At 61.0% G+C, this 14,819-nt stretch carries 15 protein-coding genes; 9 read left to right on the top strand and 6 right to left on the bottom strand.

Annotated features, from left to right (window positions below; translation table 11 throughout):
- The first annotated feature begins 4 nt into the window (after nucleotides 1-4).
- Nucleotides 5-2,800, top strand: coding sequence for a [protein-PII] uridylyltransferase (locus X727_RS149765; protein WP_023834368.1), 2,796 nt, complete (start codon nucleotides 5-7; stop codon nucleotides 2,798-2,800).
- 58 nt (nucleotides 2,801-2,858) lie between these two features.
- Nucleotides 2,859-4,457, top strand: a complete 1,599-nt coding sequence (gene murJ, locus X727_RS149760; protein WP_023834369.1) for a murein biosynthesis integral membrane protein MurJ — start codon at nucleotides 2,859-2,861, stop codon at nucleotides 4,455-4,457.
- A 19-nt stretch (nucleotides 4,458-4,476) separates the two neighbouring features.
- On the opposite strand, the gene X727_RS1000000166515 is transcribed toward murJ, so the two are convergent.
- Entirely contained in the window at nucleotides 4,477-4,641 is a 165-nt protein-coding gene (locus X727_RS1000000166515; RefSeq protein ID WP_023834370.1) for a hypothetical protein, read from the bottom strand.
- A 431-nt stretch (nucleotides 4,642-5,072) separates the two neighbouring features.
- Between X727_RS1000000166515 and trpS the strand changes: the two genes are divergently transcribed.
- From trpS to X727_RS149745, 3 genes are all read left to right on the top strand, one after another.
- Nucleotides 5,073-6,140 (top strand): tryptophan--tRNA ligase, encoded by a 1,068-nt coding sequence (gene trpS, locus X727_RS149755; protein WP_023834371.1) that lies wholly within the window; start codon nucleotides 5,073-5,075, stop codon nucleotides 6,138-6,140.
- A 101-nt stretch (nucleotides 6,141-6,241) separates the two neighbouring features.
- Nucleotides 6,242-6,733, top strand: a complete 492-nt coding sequence (locus X727_RS149750) for a universal stress protein (RefSeq protein ID WP_023672856.1) — start codon at nucleotides 6,242-6,244, stop codon at nucleotides 6,731-6,733.
- A 201-nt stretch (nucleotides 6,734-6,934) separates the two neighbouring features.
- Nucleotides 6,935-7,504 (top strand): NifU family protein, encoded by a 570-nt coding sequence (locus tag X727_RS149745; protein WP_023685140.1) that lies wholly within the window; start codon nucleotides 6,935-6,937, stop codon nucleotides 7,502-7,504.
- Between the two features lie 182 nt (nucleotides 7,505-7,686).
- On the opposite strand, the gene X727_RS149740 is transcribed toward X727_RS149745, so the two are convergent.
- Nucleotides 7,687-8,304 (bottom strand): L,D-transpeptidase, encoded by a 618-nt coding sequence (locus X727_RS149740; protein ID WP_023692663.1) that lies wholly within the window; start codon nucleotides 8,302-8,304, stop codon nucleotides 7,687-7,689.
- A 238-nt stretch (nucleotides 8,305-8,542) separates the two neighbouring features.
- On the opposite strand from X727_RS149740, the gene cueR reads away from it, so the two are divergent.
- Entirely contained in the window at nucleotides 8,543-8,962 is a 420-nt protein-coding gene (gene cueR, locus X727_RS149735; RefSeq protein WP_023703112.1) for a Cu(I)-responsive transcriptional regulator, read from the top strand.
- Nucleotides 8,963-9,221: 259 nt separating this feature from the next.
- On the opposite strand, the gene X727_RS149730 is transcribed toward cueR, so the two are convergent.
- Entirely contained in the window at nucleotides 9,222-9,569 is a 348-nt protein-coding gene (locus X727_RS149730; RefSeq protein WP_155923576.1) for a hypothetical protein, read from the bottom strand.
- Nucleotides 9,570-9,648: 79 nt separating this feature from the next.
- Between X727_RS149730 and X727_RS149725 the strand changes: the two genes are divergently transcribed.
- The gene (locus tag X727_RS149725) at nucleotides 9,649-10,602 is read left to right on the top strand and encodes an IS1595 family transposase (protein ID WP_023834373.1); all 954 of its coding nucleotides are present in this window, start codon (nucleotides 9,649-9,651) and stop codon (nucleotides 10,600-10,602) included.
- Nucleotides 10,603-10,699: 97 nt separating this feature from the next.
- Here the strand turns inward: X727_RS149725 and X727_RS149720 are convergent, their stop codons facing one another.
- Nucleotides 10,700-11,320 (bottom strand): winged helix-turn-helix domain-containing protein, encoded by a 621-nt coding sequence (locus X727_RS149720; RefSeq protein WP_023834374.1) that lies wholly within the window; start codon nucleotides 11,318-11,320, stop codon nucleotides 10,700-10,702.
- 299 nt (nucleotides 11,321-11,619) lie between these two features.
- Here X727_RS149720 and X727_RS149715 point away from each other — a divergent pair, with 299 nt between their 5' ends.
- The gene (locus tag X727_RS149715) at nucleotides 11,620-11,802 is read left to right on the top strand and encodes a hypothetical protein (RefSeq protein ID WP_023703116.1); all 183 of its coding nucleotides are present in this window, start codon (nucleotides 11,620-11,622) and stop codon (nucleotides 11,800-11,802) included.
- Here the strand turns inward: X727_RS149715 and X727_RS1000000165610 are convergent.
- On the bottom strand, nucleotides 11,799-12,527 hold the full coding sequence (locus X727_RS1000000165610; protein WP_023834375.1) for a Rha family transcriptional regulator: 729 nt from the start codon (nucleotides 12,525-12,527) through the stop codon (nucleotides 11,799-11,801). The two genes, X727_RS149715 and X727_RS1000000165610, sit on opposite strands and share 4 nt — an antisense overlap.
- A 449-nt stretch (nucleotides 12,528-12,976) precedes the next feature.
- On the opposite strand from X727_RS1000000165610, the gene X727_RS149710 reads away from it, so the two are divergent.
- On the top strand, nucleotides 12,977-13,477 hold the full coding sequence (locus X727_RS149710) for an MmcB family DNA repair protein (protein WP_023713558.1): 501 nt from the start codon (nucleotides 12,977-12,979) through the stop codon (nucleotides 13,475-13,477).
- A gap of 52 nt (nucleotides 13,478-13,529) precedes the next feature.
- Here X727_RS149710 and nhaA read toward each other — a convergent pair whose 3' ends face one another.
- On the bottom strand, nucleotides 13,530-14,717 hold the full coding sequence (nhaA, locus tag X727_RS149705; RefSeq protein ID WP_023834376.1) for a Na+/H+ antiporter NhaA: 1,188 nt from the start codon (nucleotides 14,715-14,717) through the stop codon (nucleotides 13,530-13,532).
- Nucleotides 14,718-14,819 lie beyond the last annotated feature (102 nt).

Consider the following 14,819-nt stretch of genomic DNA (forward strand, 5'->3'; position numbering starts at 1 on the left):
ATCCATGGCAAAAATCTCCCTCAAGCTCGACGCGCTGATCGACAGCGAGGCTTTGCGCCGCGACATGACGGCGCTGATCTCGGCGGCCAGCGGCATCGAGCCCGGCGCGCGCGTCGGTGCGCTCCGGCTGCTGAAGGATCGGCCGACCGAGGGCCGCAAGGTTGCCGAGCGCATGCTGATGGACGATGGCAGCGGCACGGCCTGCGCCGCCCGGCTGTCGCATCTGATGGACGAGATCATCCGCGCCCTCTACGAGTTCGCCGCGACCCACGTCTACCGGGTGAAAAGCCCCTCGACCGCAGAGCGCATGGCGGTCGTCGCCGTCGGCGGCTATGGCCGCGGCACGCTGGCGCCGGGCTCCGACATCGACCTGTTGTTCCTGCTGCCCTACAAGCAGACGCCGTGGGGCGAACAGATCGTCGAATATATGCTCTATATGCTGTGGGACCTCGGGTTGAAGGTTGGCCACGCCACCCGCAACATCGACGAGTGTCTCAGGCTGTCGCGCAGCGATATCACCATCCGCACCACGATCCTGGAAGCGCGGTTCCTGTGGGGCGAACAGAAGCTCTTCGACGAATTGCTCGCTCGCTTCGACCATGAAGTGGTGCGCACCACCGGACCGGAATATGTGCAGGCCAAGCTCGCCGAACGCGACGATCGCCATGCCAAGGCCGGCGAAAGCCGCTATCTGGTCGAGCCCAACGTCAAGGACGGCAAGGGCGGCCTGCGCGATTTGCAGACGCTGTTCTGGATCGCCAAATACTTCTATCGCGTGCGCACCGGCGAGGAATTGGTCGAGAAAGGTGTCTTCACCGAGGCCGAGTACCGCGAATTCCAGAAGGCCGAAGACTTCCTGTGGGCGGTGCGCTGCCACATGCATTTCCTCACCGGCAAGCCAGAGGAACGGCTGCATTTCGATATCCAGCGCGAGATCGCCGAACGGCTGGGCTACACCACCCATCCCGGTCTGTCGGCGGTCGAGCGCTTCATGAAGCATTACTTCCTCGTCGCCAAGGATGTCGGCGACCTCACCCGCATCTTCTGCGCCGCGCTCGAGGAAGAGCAGGCCAAGCATGTGCCCGGCTTCAACCGCATCTTCCTCACCTTCCAGCGCCGCAAGCGCAAGCTGGCAGGCACGTCGGACTTCATTGTCGACAATCACCGCATCAACGTCGCCGACGACAGCGTGTTCGAGCGCGACCCGGTCAATCTGCTCAGGCTGTTCTGGTTCGCCGACAAGCACGGGCTGGAGTTCCATCCCGATGCGCTGAAGCTGCTCACCCGCTCGCTCGGTCTGGTCAACAAGTCGCTGCGGCGCGACGAGGAGGCCAACCGGCTGTTCCTCGACATCCTGACCTCGGACCGCAATGCCGAGCTTAATTTGCGGCGCATGAACGAGGCCGGCCTGCTCGGCAGGCTGATCCCCGATTTCGGCAGAATAGTCGCCATGATGCAGTTCTCGATGTACCACCACTATACGGTGGACGAGCACCTGATCCGCTGCATCGGCGTCTTGGCCGAGATCGAGCGCGGCGACGGCGAAAAGGTGCATCCGCTCTCGCACACGCTGATGCCGGGGCTAGAGAAGAGCCGCGAGGCGCTCTATGTCGCGGTGCTGCTGCACGACATCGCCAAGGGCCGGCCGGAGGATCACTCAGAGGCCGGCGCCCGGATCGCGCGCCGCATCTGCCCGCATATGGGGCTGTCGGCGGCCGACACCGAGACAGTCGCCTGGCTGGTCGAGAACCATCTGGTGATGTCGATGACGGCGCAGACGCGCGACCTCAACGACCGCAAGACGATCGAGGATTTCGCCTCGATCGTGCAATCGGTTGAGCGGCTAAAAATGCTGTTGATCCTGACCGTCTGCGACATCAGGGGTGTCGGGCCGGGCGTGTGGAACGGCTGGAAGGGCCAGCTCCTGCGCACGCTCTACTACGAGACCGAACTGCTTTTGACCGGCGGCTTCTCGGAAGTGTCGCGCGCCAAGCGGACGGCGGCGGCGCGCGAGCGGCTGGCCGAGGCGCTGGCCGATTGGCCGGACAAGGCCCGCAAGCGCTATGTCGGCCTGCATTACGAGAACTATCTGCTGACGGTCGACCTCCCCGATCAGCTGCGCCATGCCGAATTCATTCGCGAAGCCGACGCGGCAGGCAAGAAGCTCGCCACCGTGGTCAGGACCCACCAATTCGAGGCGGTGACCGAGATCACCGTGCTGGCGCAGGACCATCCGCGCCTGCTTTCGGTTATTGCCGGCGCCTGTGCCGGCGCCGGCGGCAACATCGTCGACGCGCAGATCTTCACCACGTCCGACGGCCGCGCGCTGGACATCATCCTGATCTCACGGGAATTCGACCGCGATGAGGATGAGCGCCGTCGCGCCGAGCGCGTCGGCCGGCTGATCGAGGACGTGCTGTCGGGCAAGAGCTGGCTGCCGGAGATGATCGAGAAGCGCACCCGGCCGCGGCGCGGCGCCAAGGTGTTCAAGATTCCGCCGCGCGCCGAAATCCGCAACACGCTGTCGAACCGGTTTTCGGTGATCGAGGTCGAGGGACTGGACCGGCCTGGGCTGTTGTCGGAAATCACCAGTGCGTTGTCCGATCTCTCGCTCGACATCGCCTCGGCTCACATCACCACCTTCGGCGAGAAGGTGATCGACACTTTCTATGTCACCGACCTTACGGGGCAGAAGATCGACAACCCGGCACGCACCGCCACCATCCACGCCAGGCTGATCGCGGCGCTTGAAGGCGTTGTCCCAGAGCGCGGCGGCAAGGCCAAGGCGGCGGCCGAGTGACCATCACTTTGTCCCAATCATCCCCTTTGTCCCAATCATCCAGGCAATCTCCCCGCGCATGAGCCTCGTCAAGAAATTCGCCACGGTTGCGTCCGGCACGCTGATGAGCCGCGCCCTTGGCTTTGGCCGCGAAATGCTGATGGCGGCCGCACTCGGCACCGGGCCGGTGGCGGACGCCTTCAACGCCGCCTTTCAGTTTCCCAACACGTTTCGCCGGCTGTTTGCCGAAGGCGCCTTCAACGCCGCTTTCGTGCCGCTGTTTGCCAAGGAGATCGAGACCCACGGCACCGACGGCGCCAAGCGCTTTTCGGAGGAAGTGTTCGGCGTCCTGTTCACCGCACTTCTGGCGCTGACCATCGTCATGGAATTGGCGATGCCGCTGATCGTGCGCTATCTCGTGGCGCCGGGCTTTGCCGACACGCCGGGCAAATTCGAGACGACCGTCCTGCTGGCGACGATCATGTTCCCGTATCTCATCTGCATGTCGCTCGCAGCCATGATGGCCGGCATGCTGAATTCGCTGCGCCGCTATTTCGCGGCTGCCGTGGCGCCCGCATTCCTCAACATCATCCTGATTAGCGTGCTCGGCTACGCCTGGTACCACGGCATGGATGCCCGTGAGGTTGGTTTCAGCCTGTCCTGGGGCGTGCTGGCGGCGGGGCTGGTACAGCTCGCCATTGTCTGGGTGGCTGTGCGCAATGCCGGCATCGCCATCGGTTTTCGCCGGCCGAAGATGACGCCCAACGTCAAGCGCCTGCTGATCCTGGCGCTGCCGGCGGCGATCACCGGCGGCATCACCCAGATCAACCAGCTGATCGGCACGGCGATCGCGTCGGCGCAGGACAGCGCCGTGTCGTCGCTTGCTTACGCCGACCGCATCTACCAGCTGCCGCTCGGCGTCGTCGGCGTCGCGGTGGCCATCGTGCTGTTGCCGGAGCTGTCGCGGGCGCTGAAATCGGGCAATCTGGTCGAGGCAGCCAATCTGCAGAACCGCTCGGTCGAGTTCACCCTGTTCATGACCTTGCCGGCGGCGGCGGCCCTTTGGGTAATGGCGGAGCCGATCGTGCGGCTGGTCTATGAGCGCGGCGCCTTCGCCGCCAACGGCTCGACGCCGACCGTGGCCGCGATCCTGGCGATTTTCGGCCTCGGCCTGCCGGCCTTCGTGCTGATCAAGGCCTTCACTCCCGGCTATTTCGCCCGCGAGGATACGCGCACGCCGATGATGTTCGCCGCCATCTCGGTCGGCGTGAACGTGATCACCGCGCTGACGCTGTTCCCGAAAATGGGCGCGCCCGGCATTGCGGTGGCCTCGGCCGTCGCCGGCTGGGTCAACGCGGTGATGCTGCTTGCGGTGCTGATCCGACGTGGCCATTGGGGCCGCGACGTGCCATTGCTGAAGCGCATTCCGCGCCTGGTGCTGTCGGCTGCGGTGATGGCGGTGGCGCTCTATTTCGCCGAGCACTGGCTGGCCGTCAGGCTCGGCCCCGGCTCGCCACTGGTGATCAAGGCAACGACGCTGCTGGCGCTCGTGGCCGGCGGAGCGGCTCTCTACTTCGTCATGGCCTTTGCCACCGGCGGCGCCGATTTCGGCATGATCCGGCGCAATATTGGGCGGAAGGGCACACCGCCGGTCACGGAACAGTCTCCAGATCCGTAAGCCTAACCGTAGAACCTGGTTAAACTTCGCCAGACAATTTGTCGTAAACCGAGCGTGGCAGCGGTTCGGGTGCCTGCTTGCTAAGCTCGACCCCGAATTCGGCCCGAAGCCGCGCCGCTGTTTCAAGCGGCGTCTCGTGGTCCTGTCGGGGCTTTGGGGCTTCCTCGTTGTTGACGGCGGGCATCGATTTCTCATCCGATGATATGCAATGCAGGTTCAAATATATCATAAATGTCGATGTCAGCGCCGCCCCTCATTGCCCTGCCGGGCATTTCTCCCCGTGAACGGGGAGAAAGAGGCTGAATATGGCGCCAGCGCTTTCTCTGGCGATTGGCGAAAGCGGGCGATGACGGCGTTTTTCTCCCCCCCTCTCTATACGGGGAGAAATGTCCGGCAGGACAATGAGGGGCGGCGCCAACCTGTCAGGTCAATATACAGGGGCATCAGACGCGACCGCGCTATCCCCGCCTCTTGATCCTCTCCGCCCCTTCGTCCATAAGCGCGCCGTCGCAAGACTTTCGCCGCGCGTGGTTTCCAGCCGCGTGATTGGCTCCGAAAAGTCTGCAACTTTTCGGAATCACGCTTATACGGCCCTCCACAAGCCATGAGGACATCATGACCGCCTTCAAACAGCTCGTCTTTTCCGGGGTACAGCCGACCGGCAATCTGCATCTCGGCAACTATCTCGGCGCCATCAAGAAATTCGTCGCCCTGCAGGAAACGTCCGACTGCATCTATTGCGTCGTCGACCTGCATTCGCTGACGGCACAACTCGTCCATGACGACCTCGCCGACCAGACCCGCTCGATTACCGCGGCCTTCCTTGCCTCCGGCATCGACCCGAAGAAGCACATCGTCTTCAACCAGTCGCGGGTGATGCAGCATGCCGAGCTTGCCTGGATCTTCAACTGCGTGGCGCGCATCGGCTGGATGAACAAGATGACGCAGTTCAAGGACAAGGCCGGCAAGGACCGCGAAAATGCCTCGCTGGGCCTGCTAGCCTATCCCTCACTGATGGCGGCCGACATCCTGCTCTACCGCGCCACCCATGTGCCGGTGGGCGAGGACCAAAAGCAGCATCTGGAGCTGACCCGCGACATCGCGCAAAAGTTCAATAATGATTTTTCGAGCCGCATCGCCAGTCTTGGCGTCGGCGTCGAGATGCAGGTCGGCGAAGAGACGGTAAACGGGTTCTTCCCGATAACCGAACCGGTGATCGGCGGGCCGGCGGCGCGCATCATGAGCCTGCGCGACGGTTCGAAGAAAATGTCGAAGTCGGACCCGTCCGACCTGTCGCGCATCAATTTGACCGACGATGCCGACACCATCTCGAAGAAGATCCGCAAGGCCAAGACCGACCCGGAAGCGTTGCCAAGCGAAGTCGACGGCCTGGAAAGCCGCCCGGAAGCGGAAAACCTGGTCGGCATCTATGCAGGGCTGGCCGAGATGTCGAAGGCGGACGTGCTGAAGGAGTTCGGCGGCCAGCAGTTTTCCGTGTTCAAGCCGGCGCTTGCCGACCTTGCCGTGGAAAAACTGGCGCCGATCGCCGGCGAGATGCGCCGCATCGAAGGCGACCGCGCCCATGTCGACGCGGTGCTGAGAGACGGCGGCGAACGCGCCGGCGCGCTGGCTGAGACCACGATGAAGACGGTACGCGACATTATAGGCCTGTTGCAGGGCTGATCCTACCGTCAGTGCACCGCACCATTCTGGCCCAAGGCCGGCGGCTTGCCGCCGGTCTGTCGCGGTGGCAGATTGCGGCCGAAAACATCGAGTAGATAGACATGGTCTCCAAACGCCTCAGTCGCGAAGCCGGCCATCGCAGGAAATTCCTGACGATCATCGACGACACGCCGGAGTGCGAGCGCGCCGTCGCGTACGCCTCCAAGCGGGCGCAGAGCACCAGCGGCACGCTGGTGCTGCTCTACATCATCACACCGGACGACTTTCAGCACTGGCTGGGCGTCGAGAAGATCATGCGCGAGGAAGCCAACGCCACGGCGCGCGCGGCACTCGACGGCTACGCCAACAAGGTGCGCCAGAAGCTCGGCATCGAGCCCGAGATGGTGGTGCGCGAAGGCAAGCCGACCGAGGAGATCCACAAGCTGATCGAGGAAGACCAGGACATCGCCATCCTGGTGCTGGCGGCAGGTGCCGGCAAGGAAGGACCCGGGCCGCTGGTCGGGGCTGTTGCCGGCAAGGGCGCCGCCTTCCCTATTCCCGTCACAGTGGTGCCGCAGAACCTTTCCGACGAGGAGATCGACAGCCTCGCATAGAGAGTGATGCCGGAAAGTGTGAAGCGGTTCGGATAACATCACGATCCTGGATTTATAGCCCGCGCGGGATTCATCCCCAGCCAGTAAAAACATTCCGCCAGCCAGCCATTTTGAGCGATGCGTTTCGCTTGAATGTCCAGCAGATTGAGCCTATTTAGAACTATTCCAAACTAGCTGCCCGACTGGGGCACGGAGACGGCCATGTTCATCCAGACCGAATCGACGCCGAACCCGGCAACGCTGAAGTTCCTGCCCGGCAAGGAAGTGCTTGTCGAAGGCACCGCCGATTTCCGCGACGCCGACAGTGCAGCCAGCGCCTCGCCGCTGGCCGGCCGCCTGTTCGAGATCCCCGGCGTGACCGGCGTCTTCTTCGGCTATGACTTCATCACCGTGACCAAGGACGGCCCGGACTGGCAGCACCTGAAGCCGGCCATCCTCGGCGCCATCATGGAGCATTTCATGTCGGGCGCGCCCGTCATGGTCAACGCCGGCCCCGCTGCCGAGACCAGCCAGACCGGCGAATTCTACGACAAGGCCGATGAGCAACTGGTCATCACCATCAAGGAATTGCTCGACACCAGGGTGCGCCCGGCGGTTGCCCAGGATGGCGGCGACATCACCTTCCGCGGCTTCGAGAACGGCACCGTGTTCCTGCACATGAAGGGCGCCTGCGCCGGCTGCCCGTCCTCGACGGCGACGCTGAAGCACGGCATCCAGAACCTGCTCCGCCACTTCGTGCCGGAAGTACAGCAGGTCGAGCAGGTCTCCTAAGACCCCTTCACGCATTCGAGCGAGCAACAAAAAACCGGGCCAGATTGCCCGGTTTTCTGTTTTGGACGTCCGTTGTTGCCTAGACGGTCCGCGTACGAAGGGTAACGCCTATCTTGACCTTGATCTTCCCGAAAACCGGTTCCACTTTTCGCTTTCGTGGACCTCGGTTCCGGATCAAGGTCCTACATCACGATGACCTTGGCACCGACCGAAGTGCGGTCGTAGAGGTCGATGATGTCCTGGTTCATCAGCCGGATGCAGCCTGACGACATCGCTTTGCCGATCGAATTCCATTCCGGACTGCCGTGCAGGCGGTAGCCCATGTCGCCGCCCTTGTTGAACAGATACATGGCGCGCGCGCCGAGCGGGTTCTTCAAGCCCGGCTCCATGCCGCTCGCGAACTTCGCTAGCTCCGGCTGGCGCTGGATCATCTGCCGCGGCGGCGTCCAGGTCGGCCATTCGCGCTTCAGCGCGATATGGGCGGTGCCGTGCCATTCAAAGCCTTCGCGGCCGACGCCGATGCCGTAGCGGATCGCCCGGCCGTCGCCTTCGACGAAGTAGAGAAACTTGTTCTGGGTATCGACGACGATGGTGCCCGGCTTTTCCGAGGTGTCGTAGTTCACCTCTTGCCGGTGGTACTTCAGCGGCACCCTCTCGATCGGGATGCGCGGCAGTTGGTAGCCTGCATCGTTCACCGAACCGTAGTTGTTGGTGAACAGTTGCGAGCCGATCGTGCTGCAACCCGAGATCGCGGCCGACAACGCAAGTGCGGCGACGATTGCAAATGACTTCATGCGCATGAAATGGTCCGATGCCCCGCCAAGATGTCGCGACACGTTACGGCCGCTTTTCCTGAAATCATTCATGCTGGCATTTGCTTTGCTTGCCAAGCGCGCGATGCCTATATGCAGGAGCTTACGTGCCGGTAAGCCGGCAACTATGGCATTTCGGCAACAGGACTCACGGGATTGTGAAGGAAAAACAATGGTCGGTCCTGTCGGATAGCCTAGAATCAGGGAACCACATCGAGGAATAACAATGAATGTAGGCGATGCCGCGGCGCGGTCTGGCCTGCCGGCCAAGACCATCCGCTACTATGAAGAGATCGGCCTGATCGCCCCGGCGCGCGCCGGCAATGGCTATCGCGATTATTCCAGCGACGACATCCATCGGCTAGCCTTCCTGCGCCGCGCTCGCAACCTCGGCTTTTCAATCGACGATTGCCGGCAGCTGATGGCGCTCTACCGGGACCGCAGCCGCGCCAGCCACGATGTGCGCGAGATTGCCGCCGCCCATGTGAGCGCCATCGAGGAAAAGGTGCGCGAGCTGCAGTCGATGCGCACGACCTTGCAGACGCTGATCCAGGCCTGCCATGGTGACGACCGGCCGGATTGCCCGATTTTGGATGACATTGCGGGGGCTGCGCTGCTCGAGAACAGGCCGGCTTCGGCCATATAGGTAGTATCTCGACTGACTAAAATACGGGAACGTCCAAGGGACAAGAACGGAACCAAAGCGGTTACATCAGACCTTTGCGTTCCCGGCGCAAGACTTTAGTCCGGCCGCCTTATAGCTAAGAACGGAAGTTGATCGGCGGACGCAGGGGCGTTCCGGAGCAATACCAGACGGCGCCGATACAGATATGGTGCGATCGCGGAAGGCGCTCGGATCAAGTCGTAGCCTCAGTTCTGTCAACCGTATAATTGCCGCCATTCCCCTACGGCTGGGTAGCGCTCGTGAGCAGTGGGTCATCTATCTCTGCCTTTGTCTTCAGGACGGCATCAACGAGGGAACCGAACTCCTCGACGCTGAATGTGTAACTATCCTGGACCGCTCCCATATGGCTGAGGCGGAAGCGTACGAATTTCCGGTTTTCGGCTGGGATGCGCTTCACCAGAAACATGAATGAATAGGGACCCGCGATTGCTGAGTACCGGCGCAACTCTTCGGTCGCGGGGAAAAGCCGGTTGATGAATCCCAAAAACCCCATGGTGTCTCCCCTCGTGCCAAGGACCGTGCTTCTTATCATTGCGAGAGAAAATTCGCCTATGGGTTTGTCAACCATACGATCGCCATGGTCACAGGCGATTATCCGGTTGACAAACCCAAAGTGATTACGTGGGGTAAGGGCATAGGAGATTTCCATGTCCGTTCTGTCCCGCCCCGAGTTCCACGACGAAGCCAAGGCTTTCGAGCATGTGGAAGGCATCTTGTGGCCGAATGGTCCGGTTTGCCCCAAGTGCGGCTCTGTTGATCGCCACTACGCATTGAAGGGCGTTCGCACCAAGCCGTCCAAGAAGAACCCCAATGGTGTCGAGCGTCACGGCCTGTACAAGTGCAGCGCTTGCCGCTCGCAGTTCACCGTCCGTATGGGTTCGATCTTTGAGGAAAGCCATATGCCGCTCACCAAGTGGGTTCAGGCTATCCACCTTATGTGTGCCTCTAAGAAGGGCATCAGCGCTCACCAGATGCACCGCATACTCGAATGCAAGTATGAGACCGCTTGGTTCCTGTGCCACCGCATTCGCCTTGCAATGGCATCTGGCGACTTCTCCCCGCTTGGCGGCAACGGCAAGACCGTAGAAGTTGACGAGACCTACATTGGCCGTCTCGCTAACGCTCCCGTCAAACGTGGCGGTGGCGCTCACAAGAACACGGTCGTTACGCTGGTAGAGCGTGGTGGCCGCGCCCGTTCCTTCCACGTCGATACGGCCCGCATGGGCAACGTCATGCCAATCGTTCGCGCCAACATCGCTCGCGAGAGCGCATTGATGAGCGACGAAAGCGGCATCTATCGCCGTGCCAGCCAGGATTTCGCCTCGCACGATGTCGTCACGCATTCCAAGGACGAGTACGTGCGCTACGAAGGCGAGAAGACCATCCACACGAACACCGTGGAAGGCTTCTATTCGATTTTCAAGCGCGGCATGAAAGGCGTCTATCGGCATTGCGGCGAACACCATCTGCACCGCTACCTCGCTGAATTCGACTTCCGCTACAGCAACCGCATTGCCATTGGTGTTGATGACGGCACCCGCACTTTCATCGCGTTGAAGGGTGCCGCTGGTAAGCGCCTCACCTATCATAGACCTGCTTGACGAGAAGCGGACGCATTTCCGGAAGGCGGTGCAACTCGAATTGCCCTACTGGCGATATGCGAGGCACACGAAGCCGGGGCGATGAACCCCGGCTTTGCTATGAGAGCAAGTCCAGATATTGGTCGGCTTCGTCTTTTGGCATTGCCCGAAGTTCTTCCTCGGTCATGCCGGCTGCCTTAAGCTTGGCAAGCTGGTCTAAGGAAAGCATGCGGCTATCACCGAGGAATTCCTCGTCCGATAGGAGTGGCCGTGCAACTACCTCACCCTTCTCGACAGGAACGCCCTTCTTGAAACTCCTGTTGGGATACCATTCTTTGAGACCCCAAGTTCCGCGGTCAACCTTCACGAGATCGCCAACATCATTAGCGCGGCGTGTAAGGACCGAACCAATGGTGTTGACGGCATCTTTGGAGTTCATTGCGAGGCCGCCACGCTTGAATGCGGCAGCAATGTCGGGATTGCGCAAAGGTTGACGCTTGGCCGCCAGCAACTTTTTAGCAGCGTCGACAATGGACATTCCCAAGAAGGCCCCCGGCGAATCAATGTCCGAATTTTGCCCCGTGGGGGCGACCGAAGCCGCCGTCAAATAAGAGCCGGATGGGGTTCCGCCACGGATCGCTTCGATGGCGCTAATGGCTTGTTCTATTTGAGCCTTCTTGGCCCGGAGATCATTAAGCACAACCTCGTACGGGTCAGTGGCCATTGATTCCACAGACATTTTTGTTGCTCCCAGAGCTTAGTGGTGCTATACGGGAAGCCGTCGATACTGACTGCGAAGCAGCCGACTGGCGGCTTTCAGTGGGACATCAGGGGTCGTGGACCCCCTCCTGCTATTCTGACCGTCATCTTCTTTGCAACCTCCTCGTCTCTTGGCCTACCGGGCTGGGTTGAGGTTAAAGGGCTGTGTGGGGCCACGAACCCCACACAGCCCTTATCGCATGAGTCGCTGGAATAAACAAGCAGCGCTAGGGTTGGCCGCTACGAAACCCACTCAAAACTCAAGCAGGACATCCTGTGATGGAATCCAAGCAGCCGAAGTCGCAAGTCGAGAAGTTCCGGGAAGCCGCCGGCGAACTGAAAACCGATCAGTCAGACGCCGCCTTTGAAGCCGTGGTGAACAAGATCGCCCACGCACCGAAGCTCACCAATGAGCAGATAAAAGAACTGGTGCGCCGGAAGCGAGAGGAAGCCAAGGACTAGGCCCCAATGCGCCGTGTGGTTTGAATCGGCGCATCGATCAGCGCCTTATAGCCAGTTGCGACGTGTTTGACGACTGCGACTTGGTCATCGGGGTTTGAGATTTTCCTCGCTTCAAGTTGAAGGGTAACCGCACCTTCAACCTGGATGACCATGTTTAGCTGGTCGGTGGATAGATGGTCGCGGACATTGCACTTACCGGGGAGCTTCCATTTCGTCCGCAGTTGGGCTGCCGTCCCGCCGAACATGATTTTGTAAATCGCATCGGTGTTATTCGAATAGTGGAACCACTCCGTCGCACCATGCTCCTTGTAGGAATCGGTTGCGGCAATTCGGATAGTTTTGCTTCGGCCCCGAGTTTCAGCGCGTTCGATGCTACGGCGGAGAAGCTCCGCCTCCATCATATTGAACGCTTGGATATAGCGCTCTTTCCAGCGCATTGCCCTAGGGCCGGTAAAGCCCATAAGTAGCAACGAGAACCCATCCCGCGTCATGCGGAACATAGGCTGAAGGCGGCCACGATTATCCTCGTATTCAATCGGCTCAAAGTTGAGCCGATAAAATTCCTCTGAGCATTCAATGCCTTCGACATCGCGAAGGACATTTTTGTGTAATTTGCCGAACCGTTCCGCCACGGCCAAAGAGTCAACAAACAAGCGCTCGTCGGTGAAGTTCAACAACTTCATCGCATCGAACATCGTCAACTGTTGCTCACCAGAATCAACCATCGCGGTGCCCCCGTTGCCCAAGGCGGCAACATTAGCACAGGTGGCTCTATTCCCCTACGGCTGGGTAGCTTTCGGAAATTGCACACGGTATGTTTCGCGTTCCATAGATTCTTTGAGGCGCTCCGTGTCACTTCCGATGTTTCTTTTTGCTGCAACGCCAGTCATAATATTTATATATTTCAGTCTTTTAGATATCAGAACAAATAGGTGGAAAAAGACCGATAGAAAACCTCTGATATACGTCTATATAGCACTTCATATCGCCGTAATTATTGGAATAATTGTATCCTTTTTTGAGTTATATATTAAAGATTGATAGCAGGGCCTGAATTGTCCCCTGCGCCGGCCTGTCAGGCATATAATCCTATTTCACTTTGGGTTTGTCAACCGGATAATCGCCTAGTCACACAGGGTTCAAACCGTGAACAAAATCTGGCATGGTGGCTGCCATGCCGATCATTTCACCGATTCCCCTCAATCCGCTGATCGACGGCCGCCAGTCCGAACGCGCCATGCTGGTGCGGCGTGGCGTGCAGCGGCTGCTTATGCAAATGGGCATGCATGTGCTGCCCGAACTGTCGCTGGCCACCGGGCGGCGCGCCGACCTTGTGGCGCTGACCAGGCAGGGCGACATCTGGATCATCGAGATCAAATCCTCGATCGAGGATTTTCGCGTCGACCGCAAATGGCCTGATTACCGGCTGCACTCCGACCGCTTCTTCTTCGCCACGCATCCCGGCGTGCCCTCGGATATTTTTCCGGAGGAATGCGGCTTCATCCTGTCCGACGGCTACGGCGCCGAGATTTTGCGCGAGGCGCCCGAGCACCGCATGGCCGCAGCAACGCGCAAGGCGCTGATGCTGCGCATTGCACGGGCGGGTGCGGCGCGGCTGCTGGCGGCGGAGCTGGCGGGTGTGGCGGTGCCGGCGCTGGCGGGAGAGAGCGAGTAGACGAAGCTCAAGTTCCTCGCCCCACGAAGTGGGGAGAGGAACCAAAGAACACCTACTCCACCTCTTCCTCCGCCCCTGCCGCCGGCGCCATCAGCAGCACGGCGGCACCCAGCAGCGCTGCAACGAAGGACCCCGCCAGGATGCCGACCTTGACGGCGTCCTGCAGCGCCATGTCGTTGGCGAAGGCAAGCAGGCCGATGAACAGGCTCATGGTGAAGCCGATGCCGCAGAGCAGCGAAATGCCGATCATGTGCAGCCAGCCGGCATTGACCGGAAGGTCGGCGAAGCCGAGACGGATGGCAAGCGCCGACGAGCCGAAGACGCCGGCCAGCTTGCCCAGCACCAGGCCGGCGGCAACGCCGAGCGTCAGCGGCTCGACCAGGGCAGAGGCGCTGAGGCCGGCCAGCGACACGCCGGCATTGGCAAAGCCGAAGATCGGGATGATGACGAAGGGCACGATCTTGTGCAGGCCGTGTTCAACCCGGTGCAGCGGCGAATGGTCGAGATCGTGGCCGCTGCCGGGAGACACCTGGAGCGGGATGGTCAGCGCCAGCGCGACGCCGGCCAGCGTGGCATGCACGCCCGATTTCAGAACCAGCACCCACAGCACGGCGCCGAGCACTAGGTAGGGCGTCAGCCTCGTCACCCGCTTGCGGTTGAGCACGATGAGCACCGCGATGACGGCGAAGGCGGCGCCGAGATAGGCGAGCGACAAGCCGCTTGTGTAGAAGATGGCGATGATGATGACGGCGCCGAGATCGTCGATGATGGCGAGCGCGGTGAGAAAGATCTTGAGCGACGCCGGCACGCGGTTGCCGAGCAGCGACAGTACGCCGAGCGCAAAGGCGATGTCGGTGGCGGTCGGGATCGCCCAGCCGGAGAGCGCGGCGGCGTTGTTGCGGTTGATGGCGACATAGACCAGCGCGGGAACCAGCATGCCGCCGGCGGCGGCGACGCCCGGCAACACGCGGCGCGGCCAGGTCGAGAGCTGACCGTCGAGCATCTCGCGCTTGATCTCGAGGCCGACCAGCAGGAAGAACACCGCCATCAGCCCATCATTGATCCAGTGCGACACGCTGAGCGGGCCGAGATAGGCGTGGAGAGCGGCGAAATAGGTTCCGGCCAATGGTGAATTGGCGACGATCAGCGCAAGGGCTGCCGCAACCATCAGGATGATGCCGCCCGCCGCCTCGCCGTCGAGGAATTCGCGAAGGATGGATTTCGGCTGCTTGTCGCGCATGTGTGCTCCGTTGCCGGGTTTTCCGGCGGCGTTATTGCCGATGATGGGCAAAGGTCGATGGCACGGCAAGCGCAACTGTTTCCAGCGTTGGCGCCGCCCCAA

The sequence above is a fragment of the Mesorhizobium sp. L103C105A0 genome (assembly GCF_000502215.1).
Taxonomy (GTDB): domain Bacteria; phylum Pseudomonadota; class Alphaproteobacteria; order Rhizobiales; family Rhizobiaceae; genus Mesorhizobium.